18 protein-coding genes are annotated in these 21,990 nt (G+C 71.3%); 8 read left to right on the forward strand and 10 right to left on the reverse strand.

Annotated features, from left to right (window positions below):
* Window positions 1-19: 19 nt before the first annotated feature.
* Complete coding sequence (locus ABZ321_RS01815) at window positions 20-1,579, forward strand: hypothetical protein (protein WP_354888571.1); 1,560 nt, start codon at window positions 20-22, stop codon at window positions 1,577-1,579.
* A gap of 517 nt (window positions 1,580-2,096) precedes the next feature.
* Here the strand turns inward: ABZ321_RS01815 and miaB are convergent.
* Window positions 2,097-3,569: a tRNA (N6-isopentenyl adenosine(37)-C2)-methylthiotransferase MiaB gene (gene miaB / locus ABZ321_RS01820; RefSeq protein ID WP_344507740.1), complete on the reverse strand. Its 1,473-nt coding sequence runs from the start codon at window positions 3,567-3,569 to the stop codon at window positions 2,097-2,099.
* 13 nt (window positions 3,570-3,582) lie between these two features.
* A complete protein-coding gene (locus ABZ321_RS01825; protein WP_344507741.1) occupies window positions 3,583-4,365 on the reverse strand; it encodes a 5'/3'-nucleotidase SurE in 783 nt (260 codons plus the stop codon).
* 110 nt (window positions 4,366-4,475) lie between these two features.
* Here ABZ321_RS01825 and ABZ321_RS01830 point away from each other — a divergent pair, with 110 nt between their 5' ends.
* The 5 genes from ABZ321_RS01830 (at window position 4,476) to ABZ321_RS01850 (ending at window position 11,087) form a co-directional block, all read left to right on the forward strand.
* Window positions 4,476-5,231, forward strand: coding sequence for an amino acid ABC transporter ATP-binding protein (locus tag ABZ321_RS01830; protein ID WP_344507742.1), 756 nt, complete (start codon window positions 4,476-4,478; stop codon window positions 5,229-5,231).
* 28 nt (window positions 5,232-5,259) lie between these two features.
* Window positions 5,260-6,219, forward strand: coding sequence for a glutamate ABC transporter substrate-binding protein (locus ABZ321_RS01835; RefSeq protein ID WP_344507744.1), 960 nt, complete (start codon window positions 5,260-5,262; stop codon window positions 6,217-6,219).
* A gap of 146 nt (window positions 6,220-6,365) precedes the next feature.
* A complete protein-coding gene (locus tag ABZ321_RS01840; protein ID WP_344507745.1) occupies window positions 6,366-7,022 on the forward strand; it encodes an amino acid ABC transporter permease in 657 nt (218 codons plus the stop codon).
* The gene (locus tag ABZ321_RS01845) at window positions 7,019-7,882 is read left to right on the forward strand and encodes an amino acid ABC transporter permease (protein ID WP_344507747.1); all 864 of its coding nucleotides are present in this window, start codon (window positions 7,019-7,021) and stop codon (window positions 7,880-7,882) included. Before ABZ321_RS01840 ends, ABZ321_RS01845 begins: the two co-directional genes overlap by 4 nt.
* Before the next feature lie 52 nt (window positions 7,883-7,934).
* The gene (locus tag ABZ321_RS01850) at window positions 7,935-11,087 is read left to right on the forward strand and encodes an ABC transporter substrate-binding protein (protein WP_354888577.1); all 3,153 of its coding nucleotides are present in this window, start codon (window positions 7,935-7,937) and stop codon (window positions 11,085-11,087) included.
* A gap of 152 nt (window positions 11,088-11,239) precedes the next feature.
* Here ABZ321_RS01850 and rny read toward each other — a convergent pair whose 3' ends face one another.
* The 7 genes from rny to dhaM form a co-directional block, all read right to left on the reverse strand.
* A complete protein-coding gene (gene rny, locus ABZ321_RS01855) occupies window positions 11,240-13,024 on the reverse strand; it encodes a ribonuclease Y (protein ID WP_344507750.1) in 1,785 nt (594 codons plus the stop codon).
* Between the two features lie 1,014 nt (window positions 13,025-14,038).
* Complete coding sequence (locus ABZ321_RS01860; RefSeq protein WP_354888977.1) at window positions 14,039-14,737, reverse strand: regulatory protein RecX; 699 nt, start codon at window positions 14,735-14,737, stop codon at window positions 14,039-14,041.
* A gap of 923 nt (window positions 14,738-15,660) precedes the next feature.
* The gene (gene recA, locus ABZ321_RS01865) at window positions 15,661-16,710 is read right to left on the reverse strand and encodes a recombinase RecA (RefSeq protein ID WP_344507752.1); all 1,050 of its coding nucleotides are present in this window, start codon (window positions 16,708-16,710) and stop codon (window positions 15,661-15,663) included.
* 147 nt (window positions 16,711-16,857) lie between these two features.
* Window positions 16,858-17,058 carry a DUF3046 domain-containing protein gene (locus tag ABZ321_RS01870; protein ID WP_344507754.1) on the reverse strand — a complete coding sequence of 67 codons (201 nt, stop codon included), beginning with the start codon at window positions 17,056-17,058 and terminating at the stop codon, window positions 16,858-16,860.
* Between the two features lie 10 nt (window positions 17,059-17,068).
* On the reverse strand, window positions 17,069-18,292 hold the full coding sequence (locus ABZ321_RS01875) for an MFS transporter (RefSeq protein WP_344507756.1): 1,224 nt from the start codon (window positions 18,290-18,292) through the stop codon (window positions 17,069-17,071).
* Between the two features lie 59 nt (window positions 18,293-18,351).
* Complete coding sequence (locus tag ABZ321_RS01880) at window positions 18,352-18,612, reverse strand: HPr family phosphocarrier protein (protein ID WP_354888582.1); 261 nt, start codon at window positions 18,610-18,612, stop codon at window positions 18,352-18,354.
* Window positions 18,596-18,967: a dihydroxyacetone kinase phosphoryl donor subunit DhaM gene (dhaM, locus tag ABZ321_RS01885; protein ID WP_344507760.1), complete on the reverse strand. Its 372-nt coding sequence runs from the start codon at window positions 18,965-18,967 to the stop codon at window positions 18,596-18,598. Before dhaM ends, ABZ321_RS01880 begins: the two co-directional genes overlap by 17 nt.
* A 64-nt stretch (window positions 18,968-19,031) precedes the next feature.
* Here dhaM and dhaK point away from each other — a divergent pair, with 64 nt between their 5' ends.
* Both dhaK and dhaL read left to right on the forward strand, forming a co-directional pair.
* Window positions 19,032-20,021 carry a dihydroxyacetone kinase subunit DhaK gene (dhaK, locus tag ABZ321_RS01890; RefSeq protein ID WP_354888585.1) on the forward strand — a complete coding sequence of 330 codons (990 nt, stop codon included), beginning with the start codon at window positions 19,032-19,034 and terminating at the stop codon, window positions 20,019-20,021.
* A 1-nt stretch (window position 20,022) separates the two neighbouring features.
* The gene (dhaL, locus tag ABZ321_RS01895) at window positions 20,023-20,814 is read left to right on the forward strand and encodes a dihydroxyacetone kinase subunit DhaL (RefSeq protein WP_354888588.1); all 792 of its coding nucleotides are present in this window, start codon (window positions 20,023-20,025) and stop codon (window positions 20,812-20,814) included.
* Here dhaL and ABZ321_RS01900 read toward each other — a convergent pair.
* On the reverse strand, window positions 20,811-21,953 hold the full coding sequence (locus ABZ321_RS01900) for an acyl-CoA dehydrogenase family protein (protein WP_354888591.1): 1,143 nt from the start codon (window positions 21,951-21,953) through the stop codon (window positions 20,811-20,813). The two genes, dhaL and ABZ321_RS01900, sit on opposite strands and share 4 nt — an antisense overlap.
* Window positions 21,954-21,990 lie beyond the last annotated feature (37 nt).

Raw genomic sequence — 21,990 nt, forward strand, 5'->3', positions numbered from 1 at the left:
GAGTGCGGCTTGTGGCGTGGTGACGAGTCAGCTCCTGGGGCTCGGAGCCCCCGCCGCGGCCGCTCCGAGCCCGTCCGCCACCACCGGCCAGTCCGCGGCCGCGGGCGCGGGCCAGCCCATCTGCACCCCAGACTCCTCGAAGATCAACGAGATCTCCGGTCTCGTCGCGACCGCCACCGGCTACTACGCGATCAACGACAGTGCCCCCGCCGGCGGCAAGGCCAGGATCTTCACCCTCGACGCGAGCTGCAAGGTCGTCGGCACCCCGATCAACTACGACCCGGTCGCCCGCGACCCCGAGGACCTCGCGATCGACAAGAACGAGACGCTGTGGATCGCCGACATCGGTGACAACACGGAAGCGTCCGGCGGCAGCGCCGCGCCGCGCCCCACGGTCGCGGTCTGGACCTTGGCGAAGGGCGCGAAGGCCCCGGTCATCAACCGCCTCGCGTACCCCGACGGCAAGAAGCGCGACGCCGAAGCCCTGCTGCTCAACGGCGACGGCACGCCGATCATCATCACCAAGGAGCCCGTCGGCGAGGTCTGGGTGCCCGAGGGCCCCCTGCAGCCCAACACCACCAAGGGCGTCAAGCTCAAGCAGGTGGGCACGTTCACGCCCCAGGAGACGAAGACGCCCAACCCGCTCTCCTTCCTCGGCTATAAGGCGATCACCGGCGCCGCCTCCTCCCCCGACGGCACCCGCGTCGTCATCCGCACCTACTCCGACGCCTACGAGTTCGACGTCAAGGACGGCGACGTCGTCAAGGCGATCACCAGCGGCAAGCCCCGCATCACCCCGCTGCCCAACGAGGCCCGCGGTGAGGCGATCACCTACTCGACCGACGGCAAGCAGTACATCACCGCCTCCGACGTCCCCGCCGACGTCAGGGCGCCGATCCTCCGGTACACCCCGCAGAACGTCACGCCCGGCAAGGCCGGCGGCGCGGTCCTGCCGACCCCGAAGCCCGACGACCGGTCGTTCCTGGAAGACCTGACGCTGCAGGACATCACGTACATGGTGGCCGCGATCGGCATCCTCGGCCTGATCCTCGTGGTCGCCGGCATCATCGGCATCCGCCGCTCCCGCGCCGCCCGCCGCCTCGCGGCCGCGACCTCCGGCCCGATCCGCGGCTCCGCTCCCCGCCCCGGCGACGACGACGCCCCGCCGTCCGACGACAACACCACCGGCACCGTCTACGGCGCCCGCCCCGGCGCCTCCGCCGCCCGCGGCGCCTCCGCCCCCGGCGGCACGGTCTACGGCGCGTCCGGCCCCGCCGGCGCCTTCTCCAACGACCCCGGCCCCTTCGGCGGCAACGACGGCGGCTTCGGTGGCGGCGGCAACGCGGGCAACGGCGGCTTCGGTGGCGGCTCGCACCCGTCCGACCCGCGCGACTTCAACCACCAGCCCGGCTTCGCCCCGCCGTCCTACGACCAGCCCCGCGGCTTCCCGCCTCCGGCCCCGCAGGGCGGCGGCATGTACGGCGCCCCCCAGCCCGGCTACGACCAGCGCGGCGCCTACGGCTCCGGCCACCCAGGCGACCACGACGGCTACGAGCGCGGCTACGCCCCCCACCGCTGACCCCGCGCGCTCCTGCCCTTTGCTCCCCTGATCCCGAGTGATTCCGGTAACCCGCACGGGATCACAGAACACAACCCGTCGACCGCTCAACCGGTTGCCACCAGGCCCATCTCCCCTGATCCCGAATGATTCCGGTAGCCCTGGCCACCAGAACCGCACAGGATCATGAGAGCGGCGGCCGGTCGACCAGTGCGCCGGCACTCCGGTGAGCACTTCCGTGGTCGCCCGGCCGCGGCACCGCCCTCACACGATCAAGCACCTTCGAGGGCGCGCCTCGGTGCTCCCACCACGCCAAACCGCCCCATGCCACAACCCGTCGACCGCTCAACCGGGCGGCACCAGGCCCGTCTCCCATGATCTGAATGGTTTCGTGCGGTCCTGGCTACCAGAACCGCACGGGATCATGGGAGAGCCAACTTGCCGAGTGCGGGGGGTGGGCGGGTTCTCGTGATCCGGAAGAGTTGTTGTGGCTATGGCGACAAGAAGTCTTCCGGATCATGAGCGAGCGGCATCGGGGTCAGCAGGAGCTGGCCGGGGAGGGGGACGGGGGTGGGGTGCCGATGGTGGGCATGCCGAGGGAGACGCCGGGGGTGCGGGTGACGCGGCCGGCCTCCCAGGCGTCGCCGGCGCGGGTGCGGCGGTGGGACAGCAGGGGGCCGTCGGCGTTGAGGTGGTGCGGGGCGGCATACGTGACGGTGGTGTGCACGATGTCGCCGGGGCGCAGCGTCACCGACGGGTCGGTGGCGAAGTGCACGAGGCGCCCGTCGCGCGCGCGGCCCGACATGCGGCCGGTGGCGCCGTCCTTGCGGCCCTCGCCGACGGCGACCAGGACCTCGACCGGGGTGCCGACGAGCTTCTTGTTCTCGTCCCAGCTGATCTCTTCCAGGGTGGCGATCAGCCGGTCGTACCGCTCCTGCACGACCGCCTTCGGGACCTGCTCGTCCATGGTGGCGGCGGGGGTGCCGGGGCGCTTGGAGTACTGGAAGGTGAAGGCGCTGGAGTAGCGGGCGGCGCGGACCACGTCGAGAGTGCGCTCGAAGTCGGCATCGGTCTCGCCGGGGAAGCCGACGATGATGTCGGTGGTGATGGCGGCGTCGGGCATGGCGTCGCGCACCTTGGAGATGATGCCCAGGTAGCGGTCCGCGCGGTACGAGCGGCGCATCGCCTTCAAAACAGCGTCGGAGCCGGACTGCAGGGGCATGTGCAGCGAGTGGCAGACGTTGGGCGTCTCGGCCATCGCGGCGATGACGTCGTCGGTGAAGTCCTTCGGGTGCGGGCTGGTGAAGCGGACCCGCTCCAGGCCCTCGACGTCGCCGCAGGCCCGCAGCAGCTTGCCGAAGGCGAGCCGGTCGCCGAACTCGACGCCGTAGGAGTTCACGTTCTGCCCGAGGAGGGTGACCTCCAGGACCCCTTCAAGAGCCAGGGCCCGGACCTCGGCGAGGATGTCGCCGGGGCGGCGGTCCTTCTCCTTGCCGCGCAGGGCCGGGACGATGCAGAAGGTGCAGGTGTTGTTGCAGCCGACGGAGATGGAGACCCAGCCGGCGTAGGTGGACTCCCGCCGGGTCGGCAGCGTGGAGGGGAAGACCTCCAGTGACTCGAGGATCTCCACCTCGGCGGCGGCGTTGTGGCGGGCGCGCTCCAGCAGCACCGGCAGCGAGCCGATGTTGTGGGTGCCGAAGACGACGTCGACCCAGGGGGCCTTCTTGACGATGTCGCCGCGGTCCTTCTGCGCCAGGCAGCCGCCGACGGCGATCTGCATGCCGGGCTGGGCGAGCTTCGTCGGGCGCAGGTGGCCGAGGTTGCCGTAGAGGCGATTGTCGGCGTTCTCGCGCACGGCGCACGTGTTGAACACGACGACGTCGGGTTCTGCGTCGGCGGGCACCGGGACGTAGCCGGCGTCCTCGAGAAGGCCGGAGATGCGCTCGGAGTCGTGCGCGTTCATCTGGCAGCCGTAGGTGATGACCTTGAAGCTGCGAGGGGTCTCAGTCATAGCAGCGAGAAGTCTAGCCGCCGACGTGCTCTCCGGCGGTATCCACCAGCCCCGGCAGGAGCACGTCGCGGGCCTCGTGCGGCGGGCGGATCGGCGTGACCGCGACATAGCCGTCCAGCAGCCACGCGTCGTCGCTGCCGGGCTCCGCGCCGTGGTCGCTCTGTTCGAGGGACATCCGCACGTACCCGTGGCCCTGCTCCATCAGGACCATCTGCACCGTGCCGAACTGGGCCAGGGTCGCCCGGCGGATGCCGCGCAGGTCGCCGGCGTCCAGGTTGGGCACGTTGACGTTGAGCACGAACCCCGGCGCCAGCAGCGGCAGCAGGTCGCCGGCGACCTCGGCGGCGGTGTCCCAGCGTTCCTCGAGCTCGCCGGAGGTCGCGCGGAACGGCACGTCCAGGGAGACCGCCATGGCGCGGCAGCCGTTCGCGACGGCGGTGAACGCGGCGCCGACCGTGCCGGAGTGCAGGACCGCGGCGCCGGTGTTGGGGCCGCGGTTGATCCCGGAGAGCACGACGTCCGGCTCCGGCCCGTACGCGCCGCGCGTCGCCATCAGCGCGATGAACGCGGGCGACGCGGAGACGGCGTACGTCGGTACATCGGCGAACAACGCGGCACGTGTCTCGGTGGCGATGCGGCCGTCGGCCTCCACACCGGTGAGCGAGCTGCCCGCGCCGCTGGCCTCACGGGCCGGCGCCGCGATCACCACGTCGTGGCCTTGGCGGACGGCCATCGCGGCGAGCGCGTGCAGGCCAGGGCTGTCGATGCCGTCGTCGTTGGTCACCAGGATACGCATGGTCATCATTGTGACAACCACCGGCCGTTATCCGTCCGTGACCGCTATGCGGCTGTTCGTGGGTATGAGCACCGCTAACGTCGAGCGCACCGACGGAGCCAAGCACTGCGATGGGGCGGATGATGACGAACGAGCCTTTGATCGTGCTCAGCGGCGTCAACAAATGGTTCGGCGAGCTGCACGTCCTCAAGGACGTCAACCTGTCGATCGCCCGGGGCGAGGTCGTGGTCGTGATCGGCCCGTCCGGCTCCGGCAAGTCGACGCTGTGCCGGGCGATCAACCGCCTGGAGCCGATCAACAACGGCGACATCGTCTTCGACGGCACCCGCCTGCCGCAGGAGGGCCGGCCGCTGGCGCGGCTGCGCAGCGAGGTCGGCATGGTGTTCCAGTCGTTCAACCTGTTCGCGCACAAGACCATTCTCGAGAACGTGATGCTCGGCCCGGTGAAGGTCCGCAAGGAGAAGCCGGCGGTCGTGCGGGAGCGCGCGCTCGGGCTGCTCGACCGGGTGGGGATCGCCGCGCAGGCGGAGAAGTACCCGGCGCAGCTGTCCGGCGGTCAGCAGCAGCGCGCCGCGATCGCCCGGGCCCTCGCCATGCAGCCCAAGGCGATGCTCTTCGACGAGCCGACGAGCGCGCTGGACCCGGAGATGGTCGGCGAGGTGCTCGAGGTCATGACGGGCCTCGCGAGCGAGGGCATGACGATGGTCGTCGTCACGCACGAGATGGGCTTCGCGCGGCACGCCGCCAACCGGGTCGTGTTCATGGCCGACGGCCAGCTGGTCGAGGAGGCGGACCCGAAGACGTTCTTCGCCAGCCCGCGCACCGACCGCGCCAAAGACTTCCTGTCAAAGATCCTGACGCACTAGAAACCCACGAAAGGGGATAGCGACCATCATGCGCATCACGCGGATCGCAGCGGCAGCCGCCGCCGTCACGCTCGCGCTCGGCCTGGCCGCCTGCGGCAAGGACGGCACGCCCACGCCGTCGGCCGAGGGCGGTAGCTCCGGCGCGGCGGCACCGGCCAGCGACACCTGCACCTCGTCCGGCACCACGTTCACGCCGGCCACCGGCGTGGCGATCACGGGCAGCCCGACGTTCGACCGCATCAAGGCGGCCGGCAAGGTCGTCATCGGTGTCAAGTTCGACCAGCCCAACCTGGGCTACAAGGACGCCGCCGGCAAGCGCTGCGGCTTCGACATCGAGATCGCCCAGCTGATCGCGTCGAAGCTCGGCATCGACCCGGCGAAGATCGAGTACAAGGAGATCGCCTCCGCCAACCGCGAGACGGCGATCAAGGGCGGCGAGGTCGACTACTACGTCGGCACCTACTCGATCACCGACAAGCGCAAGGCGGACGTGTCGTTCGCCGGCCCGTACTTCGTCGCCGCGCAGGACCTGCTGGTCCGCAAGGACGACTCGTCGATCACGGGCTCCGACAGCATCAAGGGCAAGACGGTCTGCTCCGCGACCGGCTCCACGCCGATCCAGCGGGTCCGTGACCAGAAGCTGACCGACAAGATCGTGGAGTTCAAGACCTACTCCGAGTGCGTGTCGCAGCTGCTGGACAAGAAGGTCGACGCGGTCACCACCGACGACGCGATCCTGAAGGGCTTCGCGGCGCAGGCGCCGTCGCAGCTGAAGGTCGTCGGCAAGCCGTTCCTCGACCCGGCCACCGGCAAGGCCTACCCGGAGAAGTACGGCATCGGCCTCGGGCACGACGACAAGGCCCTGCGCGACTTCGTGAACGCCTCGCTGGAGGCCGCGTTCGGCGACGGCACCTGGCAGAAGATCTACGACGGCACGCTCGGCAAGTCGGGCTCGGCGGGCAGCCCGCCCACCCTCGAGAAGTACTGATCCAGCCACAGACGGGGCGCCGCCAATCCGAACGGCGGCGCCCCGTCCCATGAACTCAAGCGCGTCCCATGAACTAAAGCGCGTCCCGCGAACAAAGCGCGTGCCGTGGACGAGCAACAAAGGGCGGAAGTGGAGGTCACCCCGGCGTGAGCGACTTTTTTCATGTCCTGACGGACAACTGGGACGTCATCGGCTCCCACTTCTGGGAGACGGTGAAGCTCTTTCTGATCTCCGCCGTCGGATCGATCGTCCTCGGCACGCTGCTGGTGGCGATGCGGGTCTCCCCCATCCCGGCGCTGCGCGCGTTCGGCAGCTCCTACGTGCTGCTGCTGCGCAACACACCACTCACCCTGATCTTCGCGCTGCAGGTCTTCGCGCTGCCGAAGCTCGGCGTCAACTTCGAGTTCTTCACCGGCGCGTGCGTGGCGCTGACCGCGTACACGAGCGCGTTCGTGTGTGAGGCGCTGCGCTCCGGCATCAACACGGTGCCCGTCGGGCAGGCCGAGGCGGCCCGCGCGCTGGGCATGACGTTCCTGCAGGTGCTCACCAACGTGGTGCTGCCGCAGGCGTTCCGCACCGTCGTGCCGCCGCTGGTCAGCGTGCTCAACGCCATGCTGAAGAACACCACCGTCGCGGCCGGCTTCTCCGTCGCCGAGGCCGGCGCGATCACGTTCTACCTCTCGGAGCGCGGCGAGAACCAGATCTACGGCCTGCTGTGGATCACGATCGGGTTCCTGATCCTCGTGGTGCCGCTGGTGACCCTGCAACGGATGCTCGAACGACGCTGGAAGGTCGCCCGATGAGCAACGTCCTCTACGACCTGCCCGGCCCTAAGGCCCGCGTGCGGTACCGCATCATCGGCATCGTCAGCGCACTCGGCATCGTCGCGCTGCTCGCGTACGTCGTCTGGCGCTTCTACGACACCGGCCAGTTCGAGGCGCTCCGCTGGGAGCAGTTCCAGTACACGAAGATCCAGCAGGACCTCCTCGACGGCTACCTCACCACGTTGCGCGCCGCCGGCGCCGCGGCCGTGCTCGCGCTGCTCCTCGGCGCGCTGCTGGCGACCGCGCGCCTGAGCGACCACGCGGTCTTCCGCGCGCCGGCGTCGGGCTTCGTCGAGCTGTTCCGCGCCATCCCGCTGCTGATCCTGATCTTCTTCGCGTACTACGGCCCGATCCAGCTCGGCTACAAGGTCGGCCCGTTCTGGCCGCTCGTGATCGGCCTCACGCTGTACAACGGCGCGGTCCTGTCCGAGATCTTCCGGGCCGGCATCCTCGCCGTGCACCGCGGGCAGTCCGAGGCCGCGTACGCGCTGGGCATGCGCAAGTCGCAGGTCATGACGTCGATCCTGCTGCCGCAGGCGGTCCGGGCCATGCTCCCGGCGATCGTCAGCCAGCTGGTCGTACTGCTGAAGGACACCGCGCTCGGGTTCATCATCCAGCTGCCGGAGCTGCTGTACTACGGCAAGCAGTTCGGCGGCCGGCTGCTCTTCGGCTTCCCGTACGTCCCCGGGTACCTCGTCGTCGCCGCCGTCTACATCGGCACCTGCGGCCTGCTGTCGTGGTTCGCCTTCTGGCTGCAGAAGCGGCTCATGGGCGGCCCCAAGCAGGTGAAGACGGCCGCGCGCCCCGTCAAGCTGGCCGACGTCAACCAGGCCGTGTGAGCTAGGCCGTTGGTTGATTGGCAACGTTGCGCGTAGTACGTACGCTGCGCGGGTGGCGGACACCGGCTTTCGTTTGGGCATCGACTTCGGCACCTCGAACACCGTCGCCGTCCTCCGCTGGCCGGACGGGCGCACGAAGCCGCTGCTGTTCGACGGCTCGCCGCTGCTGCCCTCCGCCGTGTACGTCAACGCCGACGGCACCATCCTCACGGGCCGTGACGCGGTGCACTCGGCGCGCCTGCAGCCGCACCGCTTCGAGCCGTACCCGAAGCGCCGCGTCGAGGAAGGCACCGTCTGGCTCGGCGAGCAGGACGTCCCGGTCCTCGACCTCGTCACGACCGTCCTGCGCCGGGTCGCCGCCGAGACGTACCGGGTCGCCGGCGCGTACCCCAACGAGGTCAACCTGACCCACCCGGCGACCTGGCCGCCGCAGCGCCGCCAGACGCTGTCGCAGGCGGCCGTCGCCGCGGGCTTCCCGAGCCCCTTCCTCTCGTCGGAGCCGGTCGCCGCCGCGTCCTATTTCGTCGGTACCGTCGGCACCCACGTCCCTGTCGGCGGCATCGCCGTCGTGTACGACTTCGGCGCCGGCACCTTCGACGCGAGCGTGGTCCGCCGCAACGCCGGCGGTGGCTTCGACGTCCTCGCCAGCGAGGGCCTTCCCGACGCGGGCGGGCTGGACGTGGACGCCGCGGTCGTGGCATACCTGGGCCGCGCGTTCACCGGCCGCGAGGGCGACCAGTGGCGCCGCCTCACCAACCCCGAGAGCGAGTCCGACCGGCGCGCCGCCTGGCAGCTGTGGGAGGACGCCAGGCTCGCCAAGGAGATGCTCAGCCGCGCCGCGACCACGTATGTGCATGTGCCGCTGTACGACGAGAGCGTGCCGATCGGGCGCGAGCAGCTCGAGCAGCTCGCACGGCCGATCCTCGACCGGACCGTGACGGCGACGCAGCTCGCGGTGTCGTCGGCGGGCGTCGCCGGGCAGCCCCTGGCGGCGGTGTTCCTGGTCGGCGGCTCGTCGCGCATCCCGCTCGCCGCGACGCTGCTTCACCGGGCGTTCGGGCTGGCACCGACGGCGATCGAGCAGCCCGAGCTGGTGGTGGCCGAGGGTGCGCTGCACCTCGCGCCGCCGACGGGGCGGGCGCACGTCGGGGGCGCGCCGACGCCGGTCGCGTCGGGGCCGTTCGGCCCGGTGCCGGTCCCGTCCTCTGGCGGGCCGTCCTCTGGCGGGCCGTCGTCCGGTGCTCCCTCGTCCGGTGCTCCCTCGTCCGGTGCTCCCTCGTCCGGTGCTCCCTCGTCCGGTGCTCCCTCGTCCGGTGCGCCGTCCTCCGGTGGGCCGACTTCTGGTGGGCCTTCGCATGAGGTCAGCGGGGACGTCTCGGCGCAGCCCGTGTCGGCGACGCCGGTGTCCCCGGGGTTCAGCATGCCGTCGATGAACCCGGGGTTGCCGCCGCTGCTGCAGACCGGATCGATGCCGGTGGTGCCGAGCCGTCAGCAGCCGCCGCAGGTGTACCAGCAGCCGCAGCCACCGCAGCAGCGACCGCCCGTGCCGCAGCAGCCGGTCCAGCAGCCGGTCCAGCGGCCGCCGGTGCCGCAGCAGCCGGTCCAGCGGCCGCCGGTGCCGCAGCAGCCGGTCCAGCGGCCGCCGGTCGGTCAGCCCGTGCCGCAGCAGCCCGCGCAGTACCAGCAGCCGATGCAGCCTGTTCCGCCGGTTGTCCCGCAGCAGCCCGTGCCGCCGGTTCCTCAGCAGCCCGTGCCGCCGGTCGTTCCGCAGCAGGCGCCCGCGCAGTACCAGCAGCCGGTCCAGCCGCAGGTGCAGCAGCGGCCGCCGGTCGTCCCGCCGGCGCAGTTCCAGCAGGCGCCGCCTGTACAGCGGCCGCAGGTGAGCGCGCCGCCCGCGGCTGGGCCTCCGGTCAACGCCGTGCAGGGCTGGGCGCCCACGTCGGGTCCGCCGGCGTCCGGGCCGCCCGCCTACCCGTCGTCCGCGCCACCCTCGGCGAACGGCCGGGGCGGCAAGACGCTCGTCGCCGCCGTCGGTGGCGGGGTGCTCGCCCTGCTGCTGGTCGTCGCGGGCATCGTCTGGGCCGTCAACCGCAACGGTGACGACGTCGAGCCGGGCGGCGGCGGCAGCAGCCCGACCAACCAGGCGGGGCCCGCGGCCTCGCCGGCCTGCGGGCACAAGGTCGGGTTCCTCGGCATCCTGGCCGGGACCGGCTCCAAGGACAGCAACGGCATGCGCAACGCGACCAAGCTGGCCGTCGACGACTACAACGCCAAGCACGCCGGCTGCAACGTCGGGTTCGTCGAGTTCGACACGAAGGGCACCGAGGAGGGCAGCAAGGCCGCCGCGGAGAGCCTGGTCGCCGACAGCGAGGTGATCGGCGTCGTCGGTCCCTCGTACCGCACGGAGGTCCTCGGCGCCGCCTCCGTCCTGGAGAAGGCCGGCATCCCGTTCTTCACGACGTACGCGCCCGACGTCGACCTCGCCGCGAAGGGCTGGTCCACGTTCCACCGGCTCATCGCCAACGACAAGGACCAGGCGGCGGCCGGCGCACGGTACATCAAGAACACGCTGCGCGCCTCGAAGGTCGTCCTGGTCTACGACGACTCCGACTTCGGCGGCGTCGCCCGGCAGGCGGTCAGCGCCACGCTCGGCAGCAGCGTCACCACGAGCGTCTCGATCCGCCGCACCGCCACCGACTTCTCCGCCGCCGTCACCCAGGTCACGAACGCCGCCCCCGAGGCCGTGTACTACGCGGGCGAGGCCGATGACGGCACCGCGTTCCTGAAGGCCCTGCGCGCCGCGAAGCCCGCCATCGCGGTCGTCGTCAGCGACCGGCTCTTCACCCAGCTGTTCGTCGACACGCTCGGCAAGGCCGCCGACGGCATCGTCGTCACCTGCCCCTGCATCCCGAGCGACCACGCCGGCAACGACTACGCGTCGCGCTACCAGGCCGCGTACAAGACCAGCGCCGGCTACTACGGCCCCGAGGCCTACGACGGCGCGAGCATCATCCTGGCCGGCTTCACGGCCGGCAAGGCCACCCGCGAGGACATGCTCGCCTTCGTCAACAAGTACGACGCGAAGGGCATCGCCCGGTCGTACAAGTTCGCCTCGAACGGCGACCTCTCGGTCCCCGACCCCCTGATCTGGTCCTACAAGATCGGCGGCGGCTACGCGTCGTCGGAGAGCTCGATCGCCCCGTAACGGCACGCTGCGGGCGTCCGCGGCGTCCCCCGCCCACGTCCGGCCGCCGGCACCCCACACAGCCGGCGGCCTGTGTCGGGGGATGCAGGGGCGCTTTCGGCAGGCCGTTCCTTCGGCGGGCCGGGGCCATGCCCCTCCGCTCTCGGTTCTTCCTAGCGGGCGATCTCGGTGACGCGCGATTCGCGGACGACGGTGACGCGGATCTGGCCGGGGTAGGTCAGCTCCTCCTCGATCTGCTTCGCGACATCGCGGGCGAGGACGGCGGCGCCGATGTCGTCGACGTCGTCGGGGCGGACCATGACCCGGATCTCGCGGCCGGCCTGCATCGCGAAGACCTTCTCGACGCCCGACTTGCCGGCGGCGATCTCCTCGATGCGTTCGAGGCGCTTGACGTACGCCTCCAGGCTCTCGCGGCGGGCGCCGGGACGGCCACCGGAGCAGGCGTCGGAGGCCTGGGTGAGGACGGCCTCGATCGTCTGCGGGAGGACCTCGTTGTGGTGGGCCTCGATGGCGTGCACGACGTCCTCGGACTCGCCGTACTTGCGGGCGACGTCGGCGCCGATCAGGGCGTGGCTGCCCTCGACCTCGTGCGTGAGCGCCTTGCCGATGTCGTGCAGGAACGCGCTGCGCTTGATGAGCTTCGGGTCGAGGCGCAGCTCGCTGGCCATGATGCCGGCGATGTGGGCGGTCTCGACGAGGTGCTTGAGGACGTTCTGGCCGTAGGAGGTGCGGTAGCGCAGCCGTCCCAGCAGTGTCATCAGCTCCGGGTGCAGGTCGGTGATCCCCACCTCGACCAGGGCGTCCTCGGCGGCGCGCAGGCAGAGGCGCTCGACCTCGTGCTTCGCCTGCTCGAACACCTCCTCGATCCGGTGCGGGTGGATCCGGCCGTCGAGGACGAGCTTCTCCAGCGTGAGCCGGCCGATCTCGCGCCGGACCGGGTCGAAGCACGACAGCAGGACCGCCTCGGGCGTGTCGTCGATGATCAGGTTGACCCCGGTCGTCGACTCGAACGCGCGGATGTTGCGCCCCTCGCGGCCGATGATCCGGCCCTTCATCTCGTCGCTGGGCAGGTGCAGGACGCTGACGACGCTCTCCGCGGTCTGCTCGCTGGCGACCCGCTGGATGGCGTCGACGACGATGTGCCGGGCCCGCTGGTCGGCGGTGTTGCGGGCGTCGTTCTCGATGTCGCGGACGAGGAGGGCGGCCTCCCGCTTCGCCTGCGCCTCGATCGTCTCGATGACCTCGACCCGGGCGGCGTCGGTCGTCAGGCCCGCGACCCGTTCGAGCTCCTCGCGGTGCCGCTCCTCGCCGGCGGCGATCTCGACCTCGCGGCGGGTGAAGGCCGCCTCGCGTTCGAGCAGGTCGGCCTCGGTGCTGGTGATGCGCCGGTCACGCTCGGCGAGCCGCTCGGCCTCCTCGGCGAGCAGTCGCTCCCGTTCGTCGAGCCGGCGCTGGCGCCGCTCCGCGTCCTGCGACTGCTCCTTCGCGACCGTGGTCAGCTGGCTGACCTCCCGCTCCCCCGCCCGGCGCGCGGCCGCCCTGGCCTGCTCCGCGTCGACCTCGGCCTGCCGGTGCGCCCGCTCCAGCAGCGAGTCGGCCTCGGCCCGCGCCGCGTCGAGGATGCGTCGCGCCTCCGACCTGGCGGAGCTGGCCTCCGCTTTCGCGGCGGCGGCTTCGGTACGCGCAGCGGCCGCCACGGCCCTCGCCTCGTCCACGGCGGCGGTGGCGTCCTCGGCGGCGGTGCGCAGGGATGCGAGCGAGTGCTCCTGCCGGTCCTTCTCGGCGAGGAACGCGGGATCTTCGGCGACAGGCTGAGCGGGCGCGGCGGCCGTGGTGTGCAGCCGGCGCATGATCTTCAGCGAGACCAACAGCGCGGCGAGGACGCCGAGGCCGATGACGACGACCACGACGAGGAGCACGACCTGAAGGCCGGTCACGCGGTCACCTCGGCGGCACTGGTCGCGTGCTGACGACCTGCGAGTCGTTCGCGGAGGATGGCAGGGGCGCACTCCGTCACGACGTCACCTCGCTCCGCTCGGCGCTGCGCAGGGTGGCGCAACGCGGGATGTTGTGGAGGAGACGCCCGACCACAGCCTGCCATCAAGATGTATCAATATCGAGACACAGGGTGCCCCGAAGACCGGTCGACACCACACCTCCCGCAAGGCGTGGCGCTTATATGTCGTGCATAAACGTTGCTGATCTGTGACGCGATCTATGTTGTGCGGTAAACCCGCGGTGGTTGGGCGGTCTCCATCTGGTAACGCCGAGGCTAGGTCGTGAAGGGCGCTTCGGTCAAGGACTCATGATCGGGCACCATACGGGACTTAAGTCCGTCAAGACCCCCGCCAGGCGAAACACCCTACCAGTGACATTTGACCAGACCTTTCCGGCATGTCGGTCGCACTCACCCCAAAATTGTCGACCGCCAGTAGTCGTCTGTTCGCAAGCTGCTCAACCTCGGCATCAGCCCTGCTGCAATCATTCCACCACACACCGTGCGCCCACCAACCACACCATCGAAGCTCGTCGCACTCCACCCTCTCGCCACGCCGCCGACGCCAGGTGGCGTTCTGCCAGCTGCCCTCACCTCGCCGACTCCCGGACCACACCGGGTGCCCCGCTCGTACCCTCCGGCGTCCGTTTCTACGCGGTGACGCTTCTCTCGGGGTGGCGACCGGGCCGGGGCGCGTGATCAACGGAGGGATCTGGCCGTGATCGCGGCCAGCCCCGTCCTTCGATCAAGCCGACCGCACGGGGCGCTCCCGGGCCAGCCGACCTCGTGGGTGGTGCTCCCGGGCTTCAGCTTTCAGCGCGGGCTGAGGCGCCATCAGCTTTGATGCCGGCGCCTCTCCGGCGGGCTCAGCGTTTGGTCGGGGTTGAGAGCAGCGTCGGCGGGGCGTCCGGGTCAGCTCCGTCCGCGGGCTCAGCGGTGCCCCTCGCGTGCGGGCTCAGCGTTGGTCGGGGTCGAGGGCGGCGTCGGCCAGGGCGTCGGCGTCGATGCCGTCGGCGAACTCGGCGGCGTCGTCCCGGGCCGCCAGGCCTTCCTTGACCAGGCGGATGGCCATACCCGGGGGGTACCCCTTCCTCGCCAGCATCCCGACCAGCCGGCGGAACACCGCCTCGGGTGGGGCGTTGGACTCGACGCGGAGGCGCCTGGCGACCAGAGCCCTCGCGGTCTGCTCCTCGACGTCGGGGTCGAGCTCGTCGAGCGCCTCACCGACCTCGTCGGACGAGACGCCCTTGCGGCGCAGCTCCCCCGCCAGCGCCCTGCGGGACAGTCCCTTCCCGTGGTGCCGACTGGCCACCCACGCCCGGGCGAACGCGGCGTCGTCGATGATGCCGACCTCGTCATACCGGTCGAGGATCTCGTCGGCGATCTCGTCCTCGACGCCACGTTTGCGCATGGCGGTGGCGAGCTCGAGCCTGGTCCTCGGCCGGACGGCGAGTTGCCGCAGGCAGATCTCGCGGGCCGCCTCCCTCGGATCGAGCGGCGCCGCCGGCTGTCCACCTCGGCGGGAGCCGCCCCGCCGGCCCGACCGGCCTTCCGAACCGTCGCCCCGCTGCCCGGACCCGTCCTGAGGATCGGACTGAGGCCCGGCCTCCGCAGGGTCTCCCCACAGCGCTGACTCGCCCTGCCGCTCCGGGATGGAGTCGTGCCCGGGACCGTCCTGGGACTGCCTGCGCGCCCCGCGCTTCTGACCCGATCGGCGACCGCGACCGGAGCCGCCACTGGTGTCGCGGTCCGAAGCGGGTGCGGTGGTGGACGGCAGGTCCTCGGTAAGACTGCCGCTCCAGGGATCCCCGGCGGCGTCAAGCGGAGACGTGGCCGGGCGCTCCCCGGCGGCACCACGCGGCGCGGCGGATGCCCGGCCGCGCCGGGCGCCGCGCTCAAAGCCAGAGCCAGAGCCAGAGCCAGAGCCAGAGCTGGAGCTGGAGCTGGAGCCGGAGCCCGAGCCCGAGCTGGAGGTCTGACCAGGTGGAGCACCGGCCGGAGCCGCCGGCCAGCCCGGCGGGAGCTCGCCGGCGGGAACCCCGCGCCCCGGAGCGGTCGGCCAGCCGGGCGGAAGCTCCCGGGCGGTCGTCGGCCACGGCGGCGGAGCGCTGTCAGTGCTCACACCCGGCCCGGCTGAGGTCGAGGCGTCGCCGGACGGGTCTCGTGGCGTCGTTCCTGCCATGGGCGCCGGTGGCGCGGCCACGGCGCCGCCCGGCTGAGCCTCGGCGGACAGCCACGGGTTGTCGTCGCTCATGTCGGCGAGGATCCAAGGCACGCCACTCGCCGCCGGATCAGGACCAGCGGACGCACCCGCCGACGGGTCGGGACCGGCGAAGGAGGGCTCAGCGTCCTCGGGTTCCGTTGACTGCTGGCTGGGATCGTCGGATCGCCGCCTGCCCGGCACGAGCACACCTCCGAAAACCATGAACAGCGCGGGCGGGCCGGCCGTGGGACGGACCTCCAAACCAGGAGACCCTCCCACGAACCGGCACCGATCGCCGCGTGAGCCGCGCTAAACCGGACGTAAAGCCCCCGAGCGCGTGGGACCCAGCGCCAGGGGAACAGCGCCCGGAACGGTCAGAAGTCGACCGGAGCCACCTCGGGGCCGCCGGCGGCGTCCGTGGCCTGGCCGACACCCACGCCCAGCTTCTCCTTGATCTTCTTCTCGATCTCGGCGGCGACGTCGGGGTTCTCCCGCAGGAACTTGCGGGAGTTCTCCTTGCCCTGGCCGAGCTGGTCGCCGTCGTAGGTATACCAGGCGCCGGCCTTGCGGATGATCGTCTGCTCGACACCCACGTCGATGAGGGAGCCCTCGCGGGAGATGCCCTTGCCGTACATGATGTCGAACTCGGCCTGCTTGAACGGCGAGGCCACCTTGTTCTTCACGACCTTGACGCGGGTCCGGTTGCCCACGACGTCGGTGCCGTCCTTGAGGCTCTCGATGCGCCGCACGTCGAGGCGGACCGACGAGTAGAACTTCAGCGCGCGACCACCCGTGGTGGTCTCCGGGCTGCCGAACATGACGCCGATCTTCTCGCGGAGCTGGTTGATGAAGATCGCGGTGGTGCCGGAGTTGTTGAGGGCACCGGTGATCTTCCGCAGGGCCTGGCTCATGAGGCGGGCCTGCAGACCGACGTGGCTGTCGCCCATCTCGCCCTCGATCTCGGCGCGGGGCACGAGGGCCGCGACGGAGTCGATGACGATGATGTCGAGCGCGCCGGAGCGGACCAGCATGTCGACGATCTCGAGGGCCTGCTCACCGGTGTCCGGCTGGGAGACGAGCAGCGCGTCGGTGTCGACGCCGAGGGCCTTGGCGTAGTCGGGGTCGAGGGCGTGCTCGGCGTCGATGAACGCCGCGATGCCACCCTGGGCCTGCGCGTTCGCGATCGCGTGGAGCGCGACGGTCGTCTTACCGCTGGACTCAGGCCCGAAGACCTCGATGACCCGGCCGCGGGGCAGCCCGCCGATGCCGAGCGCCACGTCGAGAGCGATGGATCCGGTCGGGATCACGGACATCGGCGCGATGACCCGCTCACCGAGCCGCATGACCGAGCCCTTGCCGAACTGCTTGTCGATCTGCGAGAGGGCGAGCCCGAGCGCCTTCTCCCGGTCAGGTTGCACTGCCATGTCCGTCACCCCTGAGTTCGCGGTCTTCGTCGGCGTTCGTTTATTCACGCTGACAAGGTAAGCGCCGGGTATGACAAAAAATCGGCGCCGACGCCTGAGGAGATTACCCGTACATCTGTACGATCAACGAGCCGACACGCCAAAAAGTCACCTTAACCTGCTAGGAACACGCTCCGGGTATGCGGCGACTACGGCGCGCCACACCACGGCCACATCCTCGCCACCTGCGAGGGCTTCCTTGATCGTCCTGCCGCCGAGCTGGGTCAGCACCTGATCGTTGGCGATGCTGCCGGCGTACGCCGCGCCGAACGCCTCTTCCAACCGCTGCCAGAAATCCGTCAGTCGCACGCGGCCAAGACTAAGACCTCCGCAGCGCCAGCGCGGCCAGCGGCACCACGGCGATCCCCGCCAGCACCGACAAGGTGGCGAACCCGAACAGGTCGACCACGACCCCCGCGAGCGCGCCCGCGGTGGCCGCCGACACGCCCATGATGACGTCCGACAGCCCCTGCACGCCGGCGCGCTCCCCGACGGGCACGGACTCCGACAGCAGCGTGGATCCGGCCACCATCGTGCAGCCCCAACCCACCCCGAGCAGGCCCATCCCGACCGCCAGCCGGACCGTGTCGTCGCCGGCGGTGCCGCTCAGGGCGCACGCCGACGCCAGGAGCACGACGCCCGCCAGGATCACCGGGCGGCGGCCGAACCGGTCGGCGGCCCAGCCGACGACGGGCGACAGCGCGTACATGCCGGTGATGTGGATGCTGATCACCAGCCCGACGATGCGCAGCAGGTCACCGTGCGCGTGCACGTACTCACCGATGTGCACCGGGGTCATCGACATGACGCCGACCATCACCACGTGCCCGACCGCGACGGCGGAGACGCCGAGCCGCGCGCCGACACTGGCCCGGATCGCCGCGAAGGCCGACGACCAGGAAGACGACTTGTCCGATGAATCCGACAAGGACATCGATCGTGCCGTCAGCAGCGGATCGGGCCGCAGCAGCACGAACAGCGTGACGGCGCCGGCAAGGAACGCCAGCGCGCTGAACAGGTACGGCCCCGCGTACTCGGGCGCACCCCACGGCATCGTCACCCTGTCCGCGAACGGTGCCAGGTTCGGGCCGACCACCGCGCCCAGCGTCGTCGCCCACACGACCAGCGACAGGTGCCGCGCCCGGCGGTCGTTGTCGGCGAGGTCGACGGCCGCGTACCGCGACTGCAGGTTGGCCGCCGAAGCCCCGCCGAACAGGAACGTGCCCACGAACAGCAGCGGCACGAGCCGCCACGACACCGCGGCCACCACCAGGAGCGAGCCGAGCACGCCCACGCCGTACGCGAACACCAGCCCCGGCCGCCGGCCGCCGGTGCGCATCAGTCGCGTCGCCGGGATCGCGATCAGCGCCGCCCCGATGACCGCGGCGCTGCCGGAGAGTCCCGCGGCGCTCGGGCCGGCCATGTCGGCGGCGAGCAGCGCACCGATCGACACCCCGCTGGCGACGCCGAGCCCGCCGATCACTTGCGTGGACACGAGCAGGCCCAGGGTGCGCCGCTGGAGGACGGCGGGTGCGTCGATCACGCCGTCATCCTGGCGTAGGCACCGCAGCCCGCACCACTCCTTACCGCGGAGGCGGACGGCTACTCGTACTCCGCCAGCAGCGCCGCCAGGGCGGATACCGCGTCGGCCGCGTCGGCGCCTGTGGCGGACACCACCACCGAGGAGCCCGCGCGGGCGTTCAGCCCCATCACGCCGAGCACGCTGCGGGCATTCACCCGCCGCTCGCCTGCGGTGATCTCGACGGTACTGGTGAACCCCGCAGCTGCCCGCACCAGCGCGCCGGCGGGGCGTGCGTGCAGGTCCGCCGGCAACACCACCGTCGCCTCAGAGCTTGCGGACATCGCGGGCCTCCGTCGCCGCCCGGATGCATTCCGCGAGGTCGGCACCGGCGCCGGCCAGTACCGCCGAAGCCACCGCTCCCTCGACGAACGGCGCGTCCACCAGGGTGGCCGTGTTGGCGACCCGGTCCTCGAGCACGGTCTGCGCGGTGAGGACGGCGCTGCCCAGGTCCGTCAGGACCAGCACCCCGGCGCCCCGGTCGGCCCGGTCGATCGCGACCAGGATCCGGTCGTAGCTCGTGCCGAGCCCGCCGTCGTCCGTGCCACCCGCCGCCTCGATCGGCACCTCCTCCCCCGCGACCTGCACGAGCATGTCCCGCAACCCGTGCGCGAGCCGTTCGCTGTGTGAAACCAGCACGATTCCCACCATGTGTGCCACGTGAGCAATGCTATGCAGCCGCTGTACCGCCAAAATGCTAGGCATGAAGAAGTTCATCAACGATCCGGACGACGTGGTCCGGGAAGCGCTCGCCGGGATGGCCGCCGCGCACCCTGAGCTGCGCGTGGACCTCGACGAGCAGATCATCGTCCGGGCCGACGCGCCCCGCCCCGGCAAGGTCGGCCTCGTCTCGGGCGGTGGCTCCGGCCACGAGCCGCTGCACGGAGGGTTCGTCGGGCTCGGGATGCTCGACGCCGCGTGCCCCGGCGAGATCTTCACCTCCCCCGTCCCCGACCAGATCCTGGCCGCCACCAGGGCCGTCGACGGCGGCGCGGGGGTCCTGCACATCGTCAAGAACTACACCGGCGACGTCATGAACTTCGAGATGGCCGCGGAGGACGCCGAAACCCCGATCGAGAGCGTCCTCGTCGACGACGACGTCGCGGTCGACGGCTCCACCTGGACCGCGGGCCGCCGCGGTACGGGCGCCACCCTGCTGGTCGAGAAGATCGCCGGGGCGCTCGCGGAGCAGGGCGCGGCACTCGCCGAGGTCGCCGCCGTGGCGCGTGACGTCAACGAGCGGTCGGCCTCGTTCGCGATCGCCCTCACCGCCGGCACGACCCCGGCCGCCGGCAAGCCCGGGTTCGACCTGCCGGAGGACGAGATCGAGGTCGGCGTCGGCATCCACGGCGAGCCCGGCCGCGCCCGCGAGCAGCTGCGCCCCGCCCGTGACCTCGCCGCCCGCATCGTCGAGCCGATCCTCACCGCCAAGCCGCTCGCGCCCGGCAGCGAGGTGATCATGCTGGTCAACGGGCTGGGCGGGACACCGCTGCTGGAGCTCTACCTCATGTTCAACGAGGTCAGCCGTCTGCTGGCCGATGCTGGTGTACAGGTGGCCCGCAGCCTCGTCGGCAACTACGTCACCAGCCTGGACATGGCCGGGATCTCGCTCACGGTGTGCCGCGCCGACGAGCGGCTCCTGCGCCTCTGGGACGCCCCGGTCCGCACCCCCGGCCTGCGGTGGGGTGCCTGACATGGATGCCACCCCGACCTCCGGTGGCGTGCCCGGCGGGGACGCCACCCCGGCCTCCGGCGGCCTGACGTCCGGCACCGACGCGGCCCCGCCGTCCGGCACCGACACCGCCCCGCCGTCCGGCTCTGACGCCGCACCGCCGTCCGGCTCCGACGTGGCACCGCCGTCCGGTGGGGCGGCCGGGGTGGACGCCGCGCTGGCTCGTGCGTGGGTCGCGGCCGTCGCCGCCTCCGTCACCGCGCACGCCGCCGAGCTGACCGACCTCGACGCCGCCATCGGCGACGGCGACCACGGCGTCAACCTGCGCCGCGGGTTCGACGCGGTGGTCGCGGCCCTCGCCACGTTGGAGGCGGACACGGCCGGCGCGGTCCTGACGAAGACCGGCACGACCCTGGTGTCGAAGGTCGGCGGCGCCTCCGGCCCCCTGTACGGCAGCCTCTTCCGCGCCCTCGGCAAGACCCTGTCCGACGACTCGTCCGTCACCACCTTCGGTGCCGGCCTGCGAGCGGGCCTGGACGCGATCGTGCGGCTCGGCAAGGCCGAGCCCGGCGACAAGACCATGGTCGACGCGCTCACCCCGGCCGTCGCGGCGTTCGAGGCCGCGACCTCGTCCGGTCTCGTGGCCGCCGCCACCGCGGCGGCCACGGCGGCGGCGGACGGGGCGGCCGCGACGACGCCGCTGCAGGCCCGCAAGGGCAGGGCGTCCTACCTCGGCGAACGCAGCGTCGGCCACCAGGACCCGGGCGCCACGTCCACCGCGCTGATCTTCGCCGCTCTCGCCGATGTGACCTAGACCCCGAGGCTGCGCCCGATGATCTCCTTCATGATCTCGGTCGTGCCGCCGTAGATCGTCTGGACGCGGCTGTTCAGCCAGGCCTTCGCGACCGGGTACTCCATCATGAAGCCGTACCCGCCGTGCAGCTGGACGCAGCGGTCCGCCACCTTGTTCTGCAGCTCCGTGGTCCACCACTTCGCCTTGGCCGCGTCGGCGACCGTGAGCCGCCCCGCGTTCTGCTCGACGATGCACTGGTTCAGGAACGTCCTGGCGATCGTCACCTCCGTGTCGAGCTCGGCGAGCACGAACCGGTTGTGCTGGAACGACCCGATCGGCTTGCCGAACGCCTGCCGCGTCTTCGCGTAGTCGAGCGTGATCGCGAGCACCTGCTCGGCCGACGCCACGGCGGCGACGGCGATGCCGAGCCGCTCCCGCGGCAGGTTCGCCATCAGGTGGTAGAAGCCCGCGTTCTCCTGCCCGAGCAGGTGGTCGGCGGGGATGCGGCAGTCGTCGAAGAACAGCTCGGCGGTGTCGTTGGCCTTGAGGCCCACCTTCTCCAGGCGGCGCCCCCGCGTGAACCCGGGCGTCCCCGACTCGACCACGAACAGGCTGATGCCGTGCGCCCCGAGCGCGGGATCGGTCTTCGCCACCACGACGACGAGGTCCGCCAGCTCACCGTTCGTGATGAACGTCTTCTGCCCGTTGAGGACCCACTCGTCCCCGTCCCGCACCGCCGAGGTCCGCACCCCGGCGAGGTCGCTCCCGGCGCCCGGCTCGCTCATCGCGATGGCGGTCACGATGTCTCCGGAGCAGAACCCGGGCAGCCACCGCTTCCGCTGCTCCTCCGTCGCCAGGTCCGTCAGGTACGGCGCCACGACGTCGTTGTGCAGCCCGAACCCGAGCCCGGACGCCCCCGCCGCGACGATCTCCTCGACGAGCACGGCGTTGAAGCGGAAGTCCTTCTGCCCGCCGCCCCCGTGCTCCTCGTCGACGTCCATCCCGAGCAGCCCGGCCGCGCCCGCCTTCCGCCAGACCTCCCGGTCGACGATGCCGGCCTTGTCCCACTCGTCGTTGTACGGCACCGCCTCGCGGGCCAGGAACGCCTTGCACAGTTCCCGGAAGGCTTCGTGCTCGGCTTCGTACAGGTGCTGTTCCATGACGTGCAGTGTTCTCCGTGAGACGCGGTCTCGCCTA

The sequence above is a fragment of the Dactylosporangium sp. NPDC006015 genome (assembly GCF_040614215.1).
Classification (GTDB): domain Bacteria; phylum Actinomycetota; class Actinomycetes; order Mycobacteriales; family Micromonosporaceae; genus Dactylosporangium; species Dactylosporangium maewongense.

What these genes read in the sequence shown, in the direction of transcription:
- miaB (WP_344507740.1), bottom strand. Translation starts at nt 3,569, where the DNA reads ATGACTGAGACCCCTCGCAGCTTCAAGGTCATCACCTACGGCTGCCAG.
- ABZ321_RS01880 (WP_354888582.1), bottom strand. Translation starts at nt 18,612, where the DNA reads ATGTCCGCAAGCTCTGAGGCGACGGTGGTGTTGCCGGCGGACCTGCAC.
- dhaL (WP_354888588.1), top strand. Translation starts at nt 20,023, where the DNA reads ATGGATGCCACCCCGACCTCCGGTGGCGTGCCCGGCGGGGACGCCACC.
- ABZ321_RS01830 (WP_344507742.1), top strand. Translation starts at nt 4,476, where the DNA reads ATGGGGCGGATGATGACGAACGAGCCTTTGATCGTGCTCAGCGGCGTC.
- dhaK (WP_354888585.1), top strand. Translation starts at nt 19,032, where the DNA reads ATGAAGAAGTTCATCAACGATCCGGACGACGTGGTCCGGGAAGCGCTC.
- ABZ321_RS01845 (WP_344507747.1), top strand. Translation starts at nt 7,019, where the DNA reads ATGAGCAACGTCCTCTACGACCTGCCCGGCCCTAAGGCCCGCGTGCGG.
- ABZ321_RS01835 (WP_344507744.1), top strand. Translation starts at nt 5,260, where the DNA reads ATGCGCATCACGCGGATCGCAGCGGCAGCCGCCGCCGTCACGCTCGCG.
- ABZ321_RS01900 (WP_354888591.1), bottom strand. Translation starts at nt 21,953, where the DNA reads ATGGAACAGCACCTGTACGAAGCCGAGCACGAAGCCTTCCGGGAACTG.
- recA (WP_344507752.1), bottom strand. Translation starts at nt 16,710, where the DNA reads ATGGCAGTGCAACCTGACCGGGAGAAGGCGCTCGGGCTCGCCCTCTCG.
- ABZ321_RS01825 (WP_344507741.1), bottom strand. Translation starts at nt 4,365, where the DNA reads ATGCGTATCCTGGTGACCAACGACGACGGCATCGACAGCCCTGGCCTG.